We start from the raw sequence: 16,346 nt of genomic DNA, 5'->3' as shown, positions 1-16,346 counted from the left end.
CACATGCATATACACGTCCTCTCTTTCACGATCCCCTACCCTCCCGACTATGGCGGGGTGATCGATGTGTTTGAAAAAATCAGGGCGCTGCAGGCGGAGGGGGTGCGGGTGCATTTGCATTGTTACCAGTATAACCGGGAGAGGGCGGAGGCGTTGGAGGAATATTGCGAGAAGGTGTATTACTACCAGAGGAAGGTGGGGCTTTCGCTGACGTTGCCGCACATCGTGGCGTCAAGGCGGCACGCGTTGCTGGCGACGCGCCTGGACAGGGACGACTACCCGATCCTCGCGGAGGGGGTGCATACGGCGTATCCGCTGGTGCAGGGATGGTGGCCGGGGCGGAAGGTGGCGGTGCGGCTGCACAACGTGGAAACCGAATATTACCGGAACCTGTCGGAGGTGACGCACGACCGGTGGAAGTCGATGTACTATGGGATAGAGAGCGGGTTGCTCCGGCGATGGGAGGAAAGGGTGGCGGCGTTGCCGCTGCTGGCGATACACCCGGGGGTGAAGGCGTATTACGAGGACGTTTTTGGGGCGCGGGAGGTGACGTACCTGCCGGCGTTTACGCGGTATGTGGCGGGGGACAACCCGTTGGGTCGGGGGGAATACGTGCTTTTCCACGGGGACCTTTCGGTGGCGGATAACGTGGAGGCCCTGCGGTGGCTGCTGGAGGAAGTCCGCGGCGAGGGCCGGCTGCCTTGGGTGGTCGCGGGGCGGCAGCCGGACGAACGGGTTTTCCGCCTGATACGGGGACACGCGGGGGTGCGCCTGTACGACAACCCGTCGGCGCCCGACATGGAGGCGCTGATCCGCGGGGCGCAGGTGCACGTGGTACAGTCGTTCAACCCGGAAGGGATTAAAATAAAATTGTTGCACGCGCTCTTTGCGGGGCGTCATTGTATTGCGCAGGAGGCGCTGCTGGCGGGCACGGGGCTTTCGGAAACGTGTCGCGCGGCGGGGGGTGCGGCCGAATTCCGGGCGGCGCTCGATGAGCTCTGGGAGCGCCCGTTCACCGAAGAGGACCGGGCGTTGCGGACGAGGTTGCTGCGGGAGCAGTTCGACAACGGCACGAACGCGCGGGCGCTGATGGCGGCGTTGCGCTAGGGCGGGATTTACACTACAGACGCATTATCCACGACCTTCCCCCGCTCCGTCTTGACGGTGCGGGCGGGGAACTTTTGGATGACGCGGTAGTCATGGGTGGCCATGATGACGGCGGTACCGTAGTCGCGGGCGATATAAAACAGGAGCTGCATGATCTCGTCGGAGGTCTCGGGGTCGAGGTTACCGGTTGGCTCGTCGGCGAGGATGAGCTTGGGGGAGTTGAGGAGGGCGCGGGCGATGTCGACGCGTTGCTGTTCGCCGCCGCTCATCTCGAAGGGCATCTTGAAGCCCTTGGAACGGAGACCGACCTTGTCGAGGACGTCCTGGATCTTCTCGTCGATGAGCTGCTGGTTGGTCCAGCCGGTGGCGCGCAGGACGAACTTGAGGTTATCATAGACGGTGCGGTCGGTGAGGAGCTGGAAGTCCTGGAAAACGACACCGAGGTTGCGGCGGAGGAAGGGCACCTTTTTCCAGCTGACGTTGCGGAGGTTGAAACCGGCGACCTGGCCGTCGCCCTGGCGGAGGAAGAGGTCTCCGTAGAGGGTCTTGAGCAGGCTCGATTTGCCCGACCCGGTCTTGCCCACGAGGTATACGAATTCGCCCTTGTGCACGGTGATGTTGACGTCCTGGAGGATCAGGTTATCGCCCTGGTATATGTTGGCATGCTCTAAGGTGACGATTACTTCTGCCATCGGGTCCGTTTTGTAGAACCGCAAAATACGCAAATACAAGGGATTGATTATACCTAAAAAAATAGTTGTTAAACTAAATATTTCGTCATACCTTAGATATATGCCACCCAAAACACTCACAAAAGCAGAAGAACAAATCATGCAGGTCCTCTGGAGCGTCGGTAAGGGATTCTCCCGGGACATCCTCGAGGCCCTGCCGCAGCCGAAGCCCCACCAGAATACCGTTGGAACGATCCTGAAGATATTGCAGGACAAAGGCTTCGTGGGGGCCAACCTGGTTGGCCGCAACCACGAGTACTACCCGGTAGTGTCCAAGGAAGAGTATTCCAAGAGCTCGTTGAAAAGCTTCGCCAAAAGCTACTTCGACGGTTCCTTCTCGAATATGGTATCCTTCTTCGTGAAGGAAAAGAGCCTGTCGGTGGAAGAACTGGAGAAGCTGTTGCAACAAATTAAAAAGCAAAAGAAATGAATCCCCCGATCGCCTACTTGCTGAAGATGGTCCTGGTGTCGGGCGTGCTCTACGCCTACTACCACGCTGTGCTGCGGGACAAGCGCTTCCACCAATGGAACCGGTTCTACCTCCTGGCGGCGGCGCTGTTGTCGGTGACGCTGCCGCTGTTCCACATCCCCGTCCGGGCGGAAGAGACCCAGGACAACCGCCTCCTCCTGGAGGTCTGGCGGGTGCTGGGCAAGGGGAGCGAAAGCACGGTCACGGTGACGGCCACCCGGGGCCTGACCTGGCTGGCGCTCGTAGGCTATATATATGGGGCGGTGGTAGCCGCCCAGCTGCTGGTGCTGGGCGCGCACCTGGTGAAGCTGCGCCGGATGCGCCGCGGGTCCCCGCACATGCGCCTGGACGACGTCACGCTGGTGACGACCGCGGACCGCGGCACGCCGTTCTCGTTCTTCCGGTGGATCTTCTGGAATAATACCCTGGCGCTGGATTCGGAGGAAGGACAGCGCGTGCTCAGGCACGAGCTGACGCACGTCCGGCAGCGGCATAGCCTGGACAAGGTGCTGATGCAGGTGCTCTGCGCGGTCCTTTTCCCGGTCCTGCCGCTCTACTGGATGCGGCGGGAGCTCCAGCTGGTCCACGAGTACCTGGCGGACAAGCAGGCAACCGAGGACGCTGACGCGTATGAATATGCGCGGCTGCTGCTCAGCCAGGCCTTCCACGCGTCGCCCAACGTCCTTGCGAACAGTTTTTTTCAACACCCTTTAAAAAGACGATTAGCCATGATGACCCGTTTTTCAAACCCCAAGTATACCTATCTGCGCAAGGTCATGTTCCTGCCGGTGGCGCTGTTGCTGTTCGGGCTGCTGGCCTTCCGTGTGGAAGCCAAGCACCCGATGATTATGGTGCGGCTGCGCGCGGCGGAGTCGACCGTGTCGGGCGCGCTGCTGACCAAGGTAACGGCGCCGGATACCGCGCGGCCGGAAGTGATCGTCATCGGTCACCCCGCGCCCGCGCCCAAAAAGCTGGAAGAGGTCACCGTTATCGGTCGCGCGGAGCCCGTCAAGCGGGAGAACGTCACCCTGCAGGACCTCGGGATCACAAGCCAGCCGGCAGCGGTCACCGTCACGGGCCAGCCGCGCAAGCTCGAGTCGGTCACCGTTGTGGGCTACGCCGCTCCCCGGAAGGGGGAGGAAGTCACCGTCACGGGATACGCCCGGCCGTTGGCTAAAAGCTACCTGGATACGCTCCCCGATGCGAATGTAGCCTTTGCCAGGATATCCCAGCCGTCGGACCTCGATAGCGTGCTCATGTTCGTGGACGGGAAAATGTGTCCCCCCTCCATACTCCAGAGCCTCAATCCGAATACCATCGAATCGATAACGGTGCTCAAGGATCAGACCGCGATCAACAAATACGGGCTGCTGGCCAGGAACGGGGTGATCGAGATCACGACAAAAAGCGCCGCGCAGACGATAGCCCCGCAAACGGATGATGACAACAAAGTCTTCACCAAAGTAGAAGTAGAAGCGGGTTTCCCGGGGGGCGACGCCGGCTGGAATGAATACGTCCGCAAAGCCATCACCGCCCATATGGACGAATTGCAGGCCGAGAAAAAGAGCGGTACCTGCGAAATCCAGTTCATCGTCAACCGGCAGGGGGTCGTGAGCGACGTCCAGGCCCTGACGATGCAGGGCACTGCGCTCGCGAACCTTTGCGTCAACGCGATCAAGCGGGGCCCGCTCTGGATACCCGCCCGGAACAACGGTCACGTGGTCAAGGCCTTCCGCAAGCAAAAAATCACCTTCCAAATGCCCTCTGAATGATCGGCGTACTGTCCTCGTACCTGCTTAAAGTCACCCTCCTGTCGGGAGTCCTGTACGCCTATTACCACGTTTTCCTGCGGGAGAGGCCGTCCTTTGGCTGGAACCGCTTCTACCTGCTGGCGGCCACGCTGCTGGCGGTGGGCGCGCCGCTGCTGAGGATACCCTTGCGGGTACACGCTACGGAGGCGGAGACGCCGGTGCTGGTGCACCTGCTGAAGGTTATGCCCGGTTCGGGGGAATCGGGGCTGGAGGGGACCGACACGGGGACGGCGACGGGCGGGGTTTTCCCCTGGGAAAGCGCCGCGCTGGCGGTCTATGGCGCGGTCGCGCTGGCGCTGCTGGGCATCCTGCTCTACCAGGTCCTACGCATCGTCCGCCTGAAAAGACGCGCCGGTCAGCAACGGCTCGACGACGTCACGCTGATCGAAACCGACGCGCCCGGCACGCCGTTTTCCTTTTTCCGCTGGATCTTCTGGGACCGCGCCCTGCCGGTGGATTCGGAACGGGGACGCGCGATCTTCAGGCACGAGCTGGCGCACGTGCGCCAGCGGCACAGCGTGGATAAATTATGGTTACAGGCGCTCTGCGCGCTGTTGTTCCCGGTGGCGCCACTCTACCTTATCAGACGGGAGCTGCAGCTGGTCCACGAATACCTCGCCGATCATATCGCCGCGCGGGACACCGAGGCTTACGCGCGCTACCTGATCGAGCACGCGCTCCACGCGCACCGGGGCGACCCGACCCACGCTTTTGCACGGCATCCTTTGGCCAGACGTATAGCTATGATACAACAGTCTTTGCTCCGGCAGGCGCGGACCTCGGCATGGAAACGCTGGATGGTTCTGCCCCTGTTCGGCGCGGGATTCGGGCTGGCGGCGTTTACGCTACAGCGTTATCCGGCGCCGGTCCCGGCGGCCAGGACCCTGACCGTGGTGATCGATGCGGGTCACGGCGGCGAAGACAAGGGGGCGATGGCCTTTGGTCTCCGCGAAAAGGACCTCTCGCTGACCCTCGCCCGGGAAGTCGAGCGCCAGGCCAGGACATACCCCGTACGCATCCTCCTGTCGCGCAGCGCCGACTCCACGATGAGTGTCGGCGACCGGCTCCGTTACTGTAAGGACAACCAGGCCGACCTGTGCGTGTCGCTGCACGTCAACGCCGATCGGGATGGGCGGGGCCGCACCGGGATCGAAAGCTACCTGGCCAAGGACCGCAACCGCTACTATGACGAAAGCGTCGTGCTGGGGTCGCTGCTCCAGACGCACCTGGGCGCGGTATATACGACGGCGCCCACGCTCTCCCACCGCGAGGCCACCCACATCGGCATCCTGGACCGGAATATTTGTCCGGCGGTATTGCTGGAGGTGGGTTACCTCGATAACAGGAAGGACATGCGTTTTATCACGCAAAAGGGCAACCAGGAAATGATCGCGCGCGAGATCCTTCAATCGATCACGGACTACGCGAACGCGGGGCCGGCCCGGACGAGCAACAACCACTGACCATAGTTTTTCATGACAGTACTAACCCATGCGGGCCTGTGCCTGCTGACCCTGCTTTGCTTGTCCGCCCGTGCCCAGGATACCCTGCGGCACGGGAAAACGGACACCCTGAAGTCCATCCGTATACTCGGCCAGCGGCCCCTGGCGGAAAAACGGCTGGACCGTACCGTGGTCCACGTGGACGCGCTGATGGCCAACACCGGCGGCCAGGCCCTGGACGCGCTGGCCAACACGCCGGGCGTGACCGTGGACGACGATGGGACGATCACCCTCAACGGAAAGGACGGCATCCTCATCCTGATCGACGACCGGCCGACCTATCTCGACGGGCAGGCGCTGGTGAACTACCTCAAGTCCCTCCCCGCCTCGACGCTGTCTTCCATCGAGCTGCTGCCCAACCCGCCGGCACGCTATCCGGCCTCGGGGAACGGGATCATCATCCTGCGGACGAAAAAGGCGTTGTCTTCCGGCTTCCACGCACAGGTTACGTCCAACTATCAATGGAACGGGTACCCACACACCAGCCAGAGCATCGACGTGAACGGGCAGGAGGGCGCGTGGCAGTTCAGCGGGATGGCGGCGTATTCCTACAACCGTAACTGGTTCGAAAGCGATCGCTGGCGGCGATATACGGACGCCACCGGCAAGATAACGGCGCTGGACACCCAGATCAACCACGAGGACAACTGGGCGCAGTCGATCGATTATATGGCGGCGGTCGATCACAAGGGTGCGCGTACCTCCTGGGGGGCGCTGGTCAGCGGGAGCGCGAATCCTTACCACGAGATCGGGCACTACCGGGATGGGTTTTACAACGCCCTGGGGCTGCCGGATTCGATGATGGATACGCGGAGCCGATTCCACAATTACGCGGCCGATGTCAATGCCAACGGGCACTTTTCGCACCGGTGGGCGCACGAGGGGCGCAGCCTGTCGGCGGATGCGGATTTTGTGCACTACAGGACGGAGGGTCACCAGGACGAGGTCTCGACGTCCTCGGACGTCTACGAATTGATCTCCGACCAGCCGTTCATCGCGCGGATCTACAGTTTCAAGGCGGATTACACGGACAAATTCGGGAAGACGTTTTTTTTGGAGGCGGGGGCGCAGGAGACGTATTCGGTACGGCAAAGCCAGGGCGCGTATCTCGACGGGGCGCCGGGTCTTACGGCGCCGGACAGCGCGCAGGACAACACCTTCCGCTACGAGGAGCAGATACGGTCGGCGTATGCGACGCTCCGTCATGAATCCAAACGATTTACGCTACAGGCGGGCCTCCGGCTGGAGGATACCTGGGCGCACGGGCGCTCCTCCGGGAACGTGGATTCGACGATCCGATTGAGCTATGTCGATCTTTTCCCGTCGGTGCACGCGTTGTACAAGGCCAGCGACGCCGATCAGTTCACGTTCGCGTATAGCCGCAGGATCGAGCGGCCGGATTACAACGACCTGAACCCCTCCCGGTTCTACTTCGACCGGACCACGTATTTCAACGGGAACACGGCGCTGCAACCCGAGTTTTCGCAGAATGCGGAAGTCGCGTATACGTACAAGGGACGCTATACGCTGACGGCGTCCTATAGTTCGGAGCGCGGGCTCATCCACCAGTTCTATGTCGTGAGCGGGAATACGTTCTATTACTACCAGATCAACATGGACCACCGGACATCGGGGCACCTGGCCGCGGATGCCTCCACGCCGCTGGGGCCGCATTGGTCGCTGAATGCGCACGGGGAGCTCGCCGTTTCGCACTACAAGACGCACCTGCCGGACAGCACGATGCTGGATAAGACCATGCCTTATTGCCTGTTTTCGGGGAACCTCCGGTATAATTTCCTGAAAGGCTGGAGCGCGGAGGCCGTGGGGCAATACCAGTCGTCGGTCCTGGTCGGGCAAACGGTGATCCAGCCGGGGGGACACCTGAACCTGACGGTACGGAAAAAGGTCCTGCACGACGCGGGGGCGGTGACGATCCAGGGAATCGACGTGCCGGGCACGTGGATCAACCGGCGGTATGCGTATATGAACGGGGCGACGGAGCACTTCTACAACGACTTTCACCACCGGGCGGTGTCGCTGACGTTTACCTATGGGTTCGGGAAGAAGGGCATCAAGGTCGAGCGGCACGAGAGCGGGGCGGAGGAGGAGCGGGCGCGGCTGTAGCACCCCCTGGGGCCCCCGGCTTAGAACCTGATCGTTTCGCCGTCGCGGGTGATCAGCAATTCTTTTTGCGGAGCTTCTTCCACGCGGCCGATGACTTTGGCTTCGATGCCATAGCGGTGCGCGGCCTCGATGAAGAGGTGCGCGTCCTTTTCCGTCGTGTAGATTTCCAATCGCTGCCCCATGTTGAACACCTGCGACATCTCACGGTTATCCGCGCCCGAGGCGGCCTGCAGCAGTGGGAAGATGGGCGGGGGGTCGAACAGGTTGTCCTTGACGATGCGGATGTTGTCGCCGACGTATTTAAGGACCTTGGTGAGACCGCCGCCGGAATTGTGGATCAGGCCGTGGATCGAATGGAAGTGCGTCTTCAGCACTTCCTGCATCAGCGGGAGGTAGGTGCGGGTCGGGCTCAGGAGGAGCTGGCCGACGTGTACCTGGAGGCCGTCGATGTTGACGAGGTCGAGCAGGCGGTGACCGCCGATATAGACCACTTCGCGCGGCAGCGCGGGGTCGTAGGTTTCGGGATATTCGTCGGCGTAGTACTTGGCCAGGGCATCGTGGCGGGCGCTGGTGAGGCCGTTGGAGCCGATGCCGCTGTTGTAGGCGTGCTCGTAGGCGCAGCGCCCGAAGCTGGCCAGCCCGACGATGACATCGCCCGGCTGGATGTGCTCGTTGGTGACGGTGGCGACGCGGGGCCAGCGCGCCGTCATGGTGCCGTTGACCGCGATGGTGCGGACCACGTCTCCCACGTCCGCGGTTTCACCGCCCATAAAACGGATGTTCACGCCATAGTCGCTCATCTGGTCGAAGAACGCCTGGGTGCCGTGGATGATCGCCTGGAGGACTTCCCCGGGGATCTTTGTCTTGTTGCGGTCTATGGTCGATGAAAACAGGAACTGGTCGTGTATCCCGACGCACAACAGGTCGTCGATGTTCATGACGATGGCGTCCTGGGCGATGCCCTTCCATACGTCGAGGTCCCCCGTTTCTTTCCAATAGAGATAGGCCAGGATGCTCTTGGTGCCGGCGCCGTCGGCGTGCATGACGTTGACCCAGCTCGAGTCGCCGCCCAGGTAGTCGGGGTAGACCTTGCAAAAGGCATGGGGGAACAGACCCTTGTCCAGGCCCGCCGTGGCGGCGTGGACTTCTTCTTTCTGGGCAGACACGCCACGTTGTTGGTAGAGCGACATGGGCGCGAAATTACGGCAATTATTCCGTTCTCAGGCTCTGAACGGGGTTGGCGCGGGCGGTCTTCAGCGCCCTTATGGCGATCAGCGCCGTAATGAGCAACGCCATGCCCGTGCCGACCGCGACAAAGGGTATGACGGTCAGGTCAACCTTGTACGCATACTGGTCCAGCCAGCGTCTGAGCCCGAGGTACGCCAGCGGCCACGCGATCAGGTTGGCCAGCCCGAGGAGCAACAGGAATTCCCGGGTGAAGAGCGCTATGAGCTGCGCGAGGTTTGCCCCGAGCACCTTCCGGATACCGACTTCCCGGGTGCGCCGGGTAAGGCTGAGCGAGACGATGCCGAAGACGCCCAGCAGGACGATGACCAGGGAGATGACGGTGGCGACGCCAGCGGCCTTGTCCATGCGGAGCTCGATATCGTACATGGTTTTTAGCGCGTCGCCCTGGAAGGAATAGTTGAAGGGCGCGTCGGGGAAGAGCCGCGTCCATTCTTTTTGAAGCGCGCTCATTTGCGCGGGGAGCTCGCCGGTCCTGAGCCGCAGGGTCATGTACCGGTAGGTAAAGGAGTAGCGGGGATGGATGATGAACAGGGGCCCGATCGGATCGCGCATCGACCCGAAGTGGAAGTCCTTGATGACACCCGCGATCGTAAATATCGCCGGGCCGGCGAAGCTGGTTTTTACGGGCTGCCGGAGCGCCTGTCCGGGGGAGGCGAAACCCAGCGCCTTTGCGGCGGTCTCGTTGACGACGACCTGCAGGCTGTCGGTTACCGGGGTGTTGAACATCGCGCCGGCCACCACGGGAATCTTATACGTGGCAGCGTAGTTTTCATCCGTTATCAGCTGCGTGGCGATGAGCGCCGTGGAGGGGTTCTGCCCGGCGCGGTAGATGCCGGTCCCGATGTTGCCCGCGTTGCCATCCGGTATTTCAAAGGAAAAACTGGCGGCTTCCACGTCGGGGTTCCGCGACAATTCGTCGCGTTTTATCTCCATGCGGCGCACGCCATCGCCGGACCAGTCCCTGGGCAACGTGACGCTGACGATCCGGTCTTTCTTATACCCCAGGTCGGCGTGGAAGAAAAACGCGATCTGTTGCCTGATCGTGAGCGCCGCGATCAAGACCACGATGGCGGAGACGAACTGGAGCGTGAGGAGGGCATACCGGAGGGTCTTCTTGTCCCCCACCCCGGTGAGCTTCCCCTTGAGGGAGCCCGACGGTTGCTGGCCGGACAGGGCCAACGCGGGGTAAAGACCGGCGAGGGTACCGATCGCCAGCGACAGCCCGATGGGTACGAGCCAGGCCGCGGGCGGCGTGGGAATGTCCCGGCCCAGCAGGTCGCCGAAAAAAGGACGGGCCGCCCAGAAGCTGCCCGCGGCTATCAGCGCCGCCGCCAGAACGGTGACGACGGACTCCGTCAGGAACTGCCCGACGAGCTGTCGCCTGAGACTACCCAGCACCTTGCGCACGCCGATCTCCCGCAGCCGCGTCACGGAATTGCCGAGGCTCATGTTGACGAAATTGATGACCGCCATGAGCAGGATAAACACGGCGATCAGCGCCAGCGCGCGGATCATGTTCCATGCGGTGTCGCCGTGCGCGTGCAGGTAGTAGTCGTGGATGGGCGTGAGGTACACGCGCAGGTTGGGCGCCAGGTTCGGGGCGTTGTCCCTGATGAGTTTCTTTAAGGGCGCTTCGAGCTGCGCGGGTCGCACGCCCGGGGCGAGCTGTATATAACTGACGATATAGGGGTTCTGCCAGGAGGTGAACCCGCCGTCCCGGTTAAAGAACTTGAGGGCGGTGGCGGGCAGGAAAAAATGGTTGTCCGCGGGAGCCGACCCGTAGTAGGTGATCGTGTTGTAAGCGGGCTCTTCCAGGACGCCCCCGATGGTGAAGTCTTTTTTCCCGCCGGAGAAGGACTGGATCGAGAGCGTCTGGCCCAGCACGTCCTTACGGCCAAAGAATTTGACGGCCATGGCGTCGGTGAGCACCAGCTTGTCCGGGCTGTTGAGCGCCGTTGGGGCGTCGCCGTAGAGGAGCTTGAACCCGAAGAGGGTCAGGAAGCTCGCGTCCCCGACCTGCAACCCTTCGCTAAAGTGTTTGTCTCCGCGGGAGACAATACCCATGATGCCGTCGTGGTGATAGTAGCCCGTCACCAGCTGCGGGTATTGTTCGTGGAGGGCTTGCGAGACCGGCCCGATGGTGGTCCAGTCCAACCCCATGTTCGGGTCCTTCCAGTCGCTCCGGACGATATACAGGCGGTCCCCGCCGGGCATGCCGGCGTTGACGCGCCATTCGCCCCAGATATAAGCGCCGATGAGGAAGAAAAAAGTGAGACCGGCGCTCAGGCCCAGTACGTTTACGAGCGATAGGACGGGCGTTTTGCGCAGGGTCCTGAGCGCGGTCTTCAGATAATTCCGGAACATATATTGGTTTTCGTGGCGGTCGGTGCTTATTCGCTACTCACTCAGGGAGAGGACGTTGCCGTCGGGGTCCTTGAACCAGGCGACCCTGGTGCCGCCAGGGGCGACCCAGATGCCGAGCTCGTCCTGCTGGTCGAAACCGTAGCGTTCGAATACTACGCCTTTCTGCATGAGGTCCTGTATCTTCTGCCCGATGTTCGTTACGTCCCAGCCGAGTACGGTGAAGGGCTGAGGGGTCAGGTTTTGTACGGTGGTTATCCTAAGGCGGCAGGCGCCGGCGTCGAATTCGAGGGCGAAGTTGTCCTGGCTGAGGAGGGTGAAACCGAGCGTGTCCCTGAAAAAGGCCAGGCTGCGGGCGGGGTTAGTGGTTGGCAAGAAGGCTTTAAGGCGCATGCTACAAGATAGGGCGCGCTTTTTAAAAGAAAGGTTAAATCGGGTCAGCTTCGGGATGTGAGGCGTGGCCGGGCTCGGCGGCGCGGGGGTCGAGCTTGGGGCGTTGCTGGAAGATGTGGGATAGCATGGCGTAAAGGTCGGGGTGGCGGGTCTCCATCAGGTCGGGGCGTTTGAAGAAGTATTCGCTGACGACGGCGAGGAATTCGGCTTCGTTGGTGGCGGCGTAGCGGTTGATGTCGGTGTGGCCGGAGCGGAGGGCGTGGAGGTAGGTTTGGAGGAGGTGGGTCCACGCGTCGACCGAGTGACCCAGGAGACTTTCAGGGATACCGTCGACGGCACCGTCCGACTTATCGATGAGGTGCACGAACTCGTGGACGCCGGTATTGGCGGTGGAGTGGACGGAATCGTAGCCGGACCTCAGCGACGGCCGCGACAGGATCATGACGCGCTCCATGGCGCCGGAGCCTACCATGCCCAGGACGTTGGCGCGGTTGTCGGGGCCCGCGAAGTGTTGCTGGTCGAAGGCGCCTTCGTACAGGAGCACGTCGGTGAGGTTATTATAGGACCATTCCTTATAGCCGAATACCGGGATGACCGCGCTGGCGCCGACCAGGACGCGGTCGACGTCCTCGAGCCCGATCTGGACGCCATGGACGCGGAACTCCCGCAGAAAGTCGTCCACGCGGGCGGCAAAGCGATCTTTTTCTTCGGCGGACAAGGCCCGGAAAAAACCCACGTGGGCTTCGAGCAGGCCCCTGTTGTCTTTTGGCGCGGGCTCACCCCGCTTCCGCTTCCGGCGGGCGTTGAGCAGGAGGATTCCCGTCATCACCGCCACACCGGCCGCCACCACTCCGGAGGTGGCCCAATCTATCGAATTCATTATCAGTCGTTTTCGTATTAACAATCGATTATAATCAACCTAACGGGGTTTGGGGTAACTTGATGTACGATCCAAACCGCTATGAATATGCCCGATCCATTCTCCACACGGGCGAAGGAAGTGTTGTCCTTTGCCAGTGAAGAGGCCCTGAGGCTCGATGACCACACCCTCGATACCGAGCACCTCCTGATGGGGCTCATCCGCCAGGGAAACAATACCGCACTCACCTCTTTCCGTCACGCCCATATCGACCTCGACCAGCTCTGGCAGGAAGCCGAGTCCGCGTCTTTGCTCCGCGGCCACGGCCGCCGGAAACCGGATTTCCGCCTCCCCCCTTCGCGTACCGCCACCAAGGTGCTCGAGCGTGCCCAGCGCGAGGCCCGGTCGCTGGGCGTAGAGCTGGTGGAGCCGGAGCACCTCGTTTTGTCGCTGCTGCGACATAAAAGGAATCGCGCGGCACGGATATTGGAGCAGTTCAGCCTTGGGTATGACGAATTCCTGCGCGGGCTGGGCGGCTAACGCGGAGCCTGGGCACCGTCATCCTACGTTACCTATGACCGCGTTGGGGTCCGCGACGCGCGGGTCCTCTTCCAGCCCCAGCAGCAGCAAGCACTTCTCGCGTGTCGGCCACCACACCAGGAAAACCACTACGACCAAACCGGTGATCGAGACAAAACGGGCGTGTCCCGTCAGCAGATACGCTACTGTCGCAAAAAGACCGATGGCGTTGCCGATGGTGTCCCGGAAGACGACCGCCTGGCGGTACGCCGCCAGCGCCTCCGCTATGGTTTTCTTTTCGCGGGCCGCGGCTATCCGGCCCCGGAAGACGTAATGGACGGTGACCAGCACCACCAGCGCAAGGACGAGCCCCGCATAAAAACCCGTATCGTCCATGCCCGCGGACGCCGTCGCCCAGCGTGCGTTTTTCGGCCCATTGGAAAACCCACTCGAATGCCGCGCCAGGAGAGCCATCCCGCCATACAAAACCTGACCGGCGGTCAGTATACCATGGAGCCTTGTCAGCGAACGGAAATACCCCACGAATGTCTGTTCCCCAACGGGTACGTTTCTTCTCGACATGGTGTCAAGATACCGCAAATTCCCCGTAGCTTCGCGCGAGACTTTGTCATACATATGCAGGTACACAGAGGGCTTGAGCATTTACCGGCTTTTCGCAACGCGGTCATCACCATAGGCACATTCGACGGGGTGCACAAGGGGCACCAGGAGATCATCGCTTCGCTGAAGGAAACGGCTGCCGAAGTATCCGGTGAAACGGTCATCCTGACGTTCCACCCGCATCCGAGGCAGGTGGTCCGTGGCGCCGAAGAGCGCGTGTCCCTGCTCACGACCCTGGATGAAAAGATCGAGCTGCTCCGGCTGCAGGGGGTCGATCACCTGGTGGTGATCCCGTTCACGGTGGAGTTTTCGCAGATGAGCGCGGAGGAATACGTATCGGAGTTCCTGGTCAGGCGTTTTGCACCCCATACCATCATCATTGGATACGACCATCGTTTCGGCAGGAACCGGAGCGGGGACTTCCGGTTGCTGGAGGCGCTCGGGGAGCGGTTTTCGTTCCGTGTCCGCGAGATACCCGAGCGTGTGCTGGACCTCCTGAAGGTCAGCTCAACGCGTATCCGCGAAGCCCTTTTGTCCGGGCAGCCGGTGGTGGCCGCGGAGTGCCTGGGGTACCGGTACTTCTTTGAAGGAACGGTGGTTCGTGGGCAGCAGATCGGCCGCACGCTGGGGTTCCCGACGGCGAATATCCACGTGGCGGACCCGGAGAAACTGATACCGGCGGATGGGATATACGCCGTGCGTGTCGTGGTCGACGGCAGCGAGCGCAACGCGATGATGAGCATCGGCTTCCGCCCGACCGTCGGGGGGAAGGACCGGTGGATCGAAGTGAACATCCTGGATTTTTCGGGGGACCTCTATGGGGCCACGCTGCGCGTTTTTCTGGAGGCGTACCTGCGGCCGGAGCTGCGCTTTGACAGCCTCGACGCGCTCAAGGAACAGATCGAACGGGACAGAGTCAATACCATAAACATACTAGAACCATAACCATATGCTCCACACCATCAATCCCACGACCACCGAAGCCTGGAAGGCCCTGGGCGCCCACGCGGCCGAGATGAAAGCAGCGCACCTGCGTGACCTTTTCGCCGGCGACCCGCAACGCTTCAACCGCTATAGCCTCGAGCACGAGGATATCCATTTCGACTATTCCAAGAACCTGATCACCGACAAGACGCTCGGGTTGTTGCAGGGGCTGGCGGCCGAGTGCAAGGTCAAGGACGGGATCGACGCCATGTTCAGCGGGGAGAAGATCAACCAGACGGAGAACCGCTCGGTGCTGCACACGGCGCTGCGAAACTTCTCCGGCAAACCCGTTTACTCCGACGGCAAGGACGTCATGCCCGACGTGCAACGCGTCCTGGCGCAAATGAAACACTTTTGCGAACAGATCCACAGCGGCGCCTGGAAGGGGTATACGGGTAAAAAGATAAAATACATCGTGAACATCGGGATCGGCGGGAGCGACCTGGGCCCGCTGATGGTGACCGAGGCGCTGCGCCCCTACTGGATTGCCGGCATGGACGCGCACTTCGTGTCCAACGTGGACGGCACGCACATCGCCGAAACGCTAAAGGTGGTGACGCCCGAAGAGACGCTCTTCCTGATCGCCTCCAAGACCTTTACCACGCAGGAAACCATGACCAACGCCCACAGCGCGCGGGACTGGTTCCTCGAACACGCCAAGGACCCGGCCATGGTCGCCAAACACTTCGCGGCCCTTTCGACCAATGCCAAGGCCGTGTCCGAGTTCGGTATCGATACCGCCAACATGTTTGAGTTCTGGGACTGGGTCGGCGGCCGCTACTCCCTTTGGAGCGCGATCGGGTTGTCCATCGCGCTGATGGTGGGGTATGACAACTTCGAAAAGCTGCTGCGCGGCGCGCACTCGGTGGACAACCACTTTACGCATACGCCCTTCGAGAAGAATATCCCGGTGATCATGGCGCTCGTCGGGCTCTGGTACACCAACTTCTTCGGAGCCCAAACGGAGGCCATCCTCCCCTACGACCAGTATATGCACCGTTTTTCCGCGTATTTCCAACAGGGGAATATGGAAAGCAACGGGAAGTCGATGGACCGTTCCGGTAAGAAGGTCACATATGCCACCGGCCCCGTGATCTGGGGCGAGCCCGGCACCAACGGGCAGCACGCCTTTTACCAGCTGATCCACCAGGGCACGCTGCTGATCCCGTGCGACTTTATCGCGCCCGCGATCAGCCACAACCCGCTGGGGGATCACCATCCGAAGCTGCTCAGCAACTTTTTTGCGCAGACCGAGGCGCTCATGAACGGGAAGTCGGCGGATGCGGTCGCTGCCGAGCTCGCCGGGAAAGATCCGGCGTCTATAGCCTCGCTCGTGCCGTTCAAATTGTTTTCCGGCAGCCGGCCGACGAATTCATTTTTGTTGAAGGAGATCACTCCCTATACCCTTGGGCAGCTGATCGCGCTCTATGAGCACAAGATCTTTGTGCAAGGCGTCATCTGGAACATCTTCACCTTCGATCAGTGGGGCGTGGAGCTCGGGAAGCAGCTGGCGGGGAAGATCCTGCCGGAGCTGGCGGGGGACGCGGCGGTGACGGGGCACGATTCGTCGACCAATGGGTTGATCAATTTGTATAAGAAGTGGCGTAAGGGGTAACC

Annotated in this window: 14 protein-coding genes; 8 read left to right on the top strand and 6 right to left on the bottom strand. The window is 61.5% G+C overall.

The window, feature by feature from the left end:
- The first annotated feature begins 3 nt into the window (after positions 1–3).
- The gene (locus tag VL547_RS09520; RefSeq protein WP_325577427.1) at positions 4–1,107 is read left to right on the top strand and encodes a glycosyltransferase; all 1,104 of its coding nucleotides are present in this window, start codon (positions 4–6) and stop codon (positions 1,105–1,107) included.
- Between the two features lie 8 nt (positions 1,108–1,115).
- Here VL547_RS09520 and VL547_RS09515 read toward each other — a convergent pair whose 3' ends face one another.
- Positions 1,116–1,799 carry a cell division ATP-binding protein FtsE gene (locus VL547_RS09515; RefSeq protein ID WP_325577426.1) on the bottom strand — a complete coding sequence of 228 codons (684 nt, stop codon included), beginning with the start codon at positions 1,797–1,799 and terminating at the stop codon, positions 1,116–1,118.
- A 100-nt stretch (positions 1,800–1,899) separates the two neighbouring features.
- Between VL547_RS09515 and VL547_RS09510 the strand changes: the two genes are divergently transcribed.
- From VL547_RS09510 to VL547_RS09495, 4 genes are read left to right on the top strand one after another with little or no spacing between them, the layout of a single operon-like run.
- Positions 1,900–2,268, top strand: coding sequence for a BlaI/MecI/CopY family transcriptional regulator (locus VL547_RS09510; protein ID WP_325577425.1), 369 nt, complete (start codon positions 1,900–1,902; stop codon positions 2,266–2,268).
- On the top strand, positions 2,265–4,079 hold the full coding sequence (locus VL547_RS09505) for a hypothetical protein (RefSeq protein ID WP_325577424.1): 1,815 nt from the start codon (positions 2,265–2,267) through the stop codon (positions 4,077–4,079). The genes VL547_RS09510 and VL547_RS09505 overlap by 4 nt, the downstream gene beginning before the upstream one ends.
- Positions 4,076–5,581 (top strand): N-acetylmuramoyl-L-alanine amidase, encoded by a 1,506-nt coding sequence (locus VL547_RS09500; protein ID WP_325577423.1) that lies wholly within the window; start codon positions 4,076–4,078, stop codon positions 5,579–5,581. Before VL547_RS09505 ends, VL547_RS09500 begins: the two co-directional genes overlap by 4 nt.
- Before the next feature lie 12 nt (positions 5,582–5,593).
- Positions 5,594–7,744, top strand: a complete 2,151-nt coding sequence (locus VL547_RS09495) for a TonB-dependent receptor domain-containing protein (RefSeq protein ID WP_325577422.1) — start codon at positions 5,594–5,596, stop codon at positions 7,742–7,744.
- Positions 7,745–7,764: 20 nt separating this feature from the next.
- Here VL547_RS09495 and VL547_RS09490 read toward each other — a convergent pair whose 3' ends face one another.
- The 4 genes from VL547_RS09490 to VL547_RS09475 are packed head-to-tail and all read right to left on the bottom strand — an operon-like array spanning position 7,765 to position 12,626.
- Positions 7,765–8,934 (bottom strand): AIR synthase related protein, encoded by a 1,170-nt coding sequence (locus VL547_RS09490; protein WP_325577421.1) that lies wholly within the window; start codon positions 8,932–8,934, stop codon positions 7,765–7,767.
- 19 nt (positions 8,935–8,953) lie between these two features.
- A complete protein-coding gene (locus VL547_RS09485; RefSeq protein WP_325577420.1) occupies positions 8,954–11,356 on the bottom strand; it encodes an ABC transporter permease in 2,403 nt (800 codons plus the stop codon).
- A 33-nt stretch (positions 11,357–11,389) separates the two neighbouring features.
- The gene (locus VL547_RS09480; RefSeq protein ID WP_325577419.1) at positions 11,390–11,746 is read right to left on the bottom strand and encodes a VOC family protein; all 357 of its coding nucleotides are present in this window, start codon (positions 11,744–11,746) and stop codon (positions 11,390–11,392) included.
- Between the two features lie 34 nt (positions 11,747–11,780).
- Entirely contained in the window at positions 11,781–12,626 is an 846-nt protein-coding gene (locus VL547_RS09475) for a zinc-dependent peptidase (RefSeq protein ID WP_325577418.1), read from the bottom strand.
- 87 nt (positions 12,627–12,713) lie between these two features.
- On the opposite strand from VL547_RS09475, the gene VL547_RS09470 reads away from it, so the two are divergent.
- The gene (locus VL547_RS09470) at positions 12,714–13,145 is read left to right on the top strand and encodes a Clp protease N-terminal domain-containing protein (RefSeq protein ID WP_325577417.1); all 432 of its coding nucleotides are present in this window, start codon (positions 12,714–12,716) and stop codon (positions 13,143–13,145) included.
- Positions 13,146–13,163: 18 nt separating this feature from the next.
- Here VL547_RS09470 and VL547_RS09465 read toward each other — a convergent pair whose 3' ends face one another.
- Positions 13,164–13,706 (bottom strand): hypothetical protein, encoded by a 543-nt coding sequence (locus VL547_RS09465; RefSeq protein WP_325577416.1) that lies wholly within the window; start codon positions 13,704–13,706, stop codon positions 13,164–13,166.
- Positions 13,707–13,760: 54 nt separating this feature from the next.
- Between VL547_RS09465 and VL547_RS09460 the strand changes: the two genes are divergently transcribed.
- Both VL547_RS09460 and pgi read left to right on the top strand, forming a co-directional pair.
- The gene (locus VL547_RS09460) at positions 13,761–14,690 is read left to right on the top strand and encodes a bifunctional riboflavin kinase/FAD synthetase (protein WP_325577415.1); all 930 of its coding nucleotides are present in this window, start codon (positions 13,761–13,763) and stop codon (positions 14,688–14,690) included.
- A 4-nt stretch (positions 14,691–14,694) separates the two neighbouring features.
- A complete protein-coding gene (gene pgi, locus VL547_RS09455) occupies positions 14,695–16,344 on the top strand; it encodes a glucose-6-phosphate isomerase (protein WP_325577414.1) in 1,650 nt (549 codons plus the stop codon).
- Positions 16,345–16,346: the final 2 nt, after the last annotated feature.

It is taken from the genome of Dinghuibacter sp. (assembly GCF_035492835.1).
In the GTDB taxonomy this organism is placed as follows: Bacteria; Bacteroidota; Bacteroidia; order Chitinophagales; family Chitinophagaceae; genus Dinghuibacter.
Note: the sequence above shows the minus strand (reverse complement) of the source record. Positions and strands in the feature narration are given on the sequence as shown.

Coding starts and splice junctions, on each gene's coding strand:
- VL547_RS09520 (WP_325577427.1), top strand. CDS start 4: ATGCATATACACGTCCTCTCTTTCACGATCCCCTACCCTCCCGACTAT.
- VL547_RS09515 (WP_325577426.1), bottom strand. CDS start 1,799: ATGGCAGAAGTAATCGTCACCTTAGAGCATGCCAACATATACCAGGGC.
- VL547_RS09510 (WP_325577425.1), top strand. CDS start 1,900: ATGCCACCCAAAACACTCACAAAAGCAGAAGAACAAATCATGCAGGTC.
- VL547_RS09505 (WP_325577424.1), top strand. CDS start 2,265: ATGAATCCCCCGATCGCCTACTTGCTGAAGATGGTCCTGGTGTCGGGC.
- VL547_RS09500 (WP_325577423.1), top strand. CDS start 4,076: ATGATCGGCGTACTGTCCTCGTACCTGCTTAAAGTCACCCTCCTGTCG.
- VL547_RS09495 (WP_325577422.1), top strand. CDS start 5,594: ATGACAGTACTAACCCATGCGGGCCTGTGCCTGCTGACCCTGCTTTGC.
- VL547_RS09490 (WP_325577421.1), bottom strand. CDS start 8,934: ATGTCGCTCTACCAACAACGTGGCGTGTCTGCCCAGAAAGAAGAAGTC.
- VL547_RS09485 (WP_325577420.1), bottom strand. CDS start 11,356: ATGTTCCGGAATTATCTGAAGACCGCGCTCAGGACCCTGCGCAAAACG.
- VL547_RS09480 (WP_325577419.1), bottom strand. CDS start 11,746: ATGCGCCTTAAAGCCTTCTTGCCAACCACTAACCCCGCCCGCAGCCTG.
- VL547_RS09475 (WP_325577418.1), bottom strand. CDS start 12,626: ATGAATTCGATAGATTGGGCCACCTCCGGAGTGGTGGCGGCCGGTGTG.
- VL547_RS09470 (WP_325577417.1), top strand. CDS start 12,714: ATGCCCGATCCATTCTCCACACGGGCGAAGGAAGTGTTGTCCTTTGCC.
- VL547_RS09465 (WP_325577416.1), bottom strand. CDS start 13,706: ATGTCGAGAAGAAACGTACCCGTTGGGGAACAGACATTCGTGGGGTAT.
- VL547_RS09460 (WP_325577415.1), top strand. CDS start 13,761: ATGCAGGTACACAGAGGGCTTGAGCATTTACCGGCTTTTCGCAACGCG.
- pgi (WP_325577414.1), top strand. CDS start 14,695: ATGCTCCACACCATCAATCCCACGACCACCGAAGCCTGGAAGGCCCTG.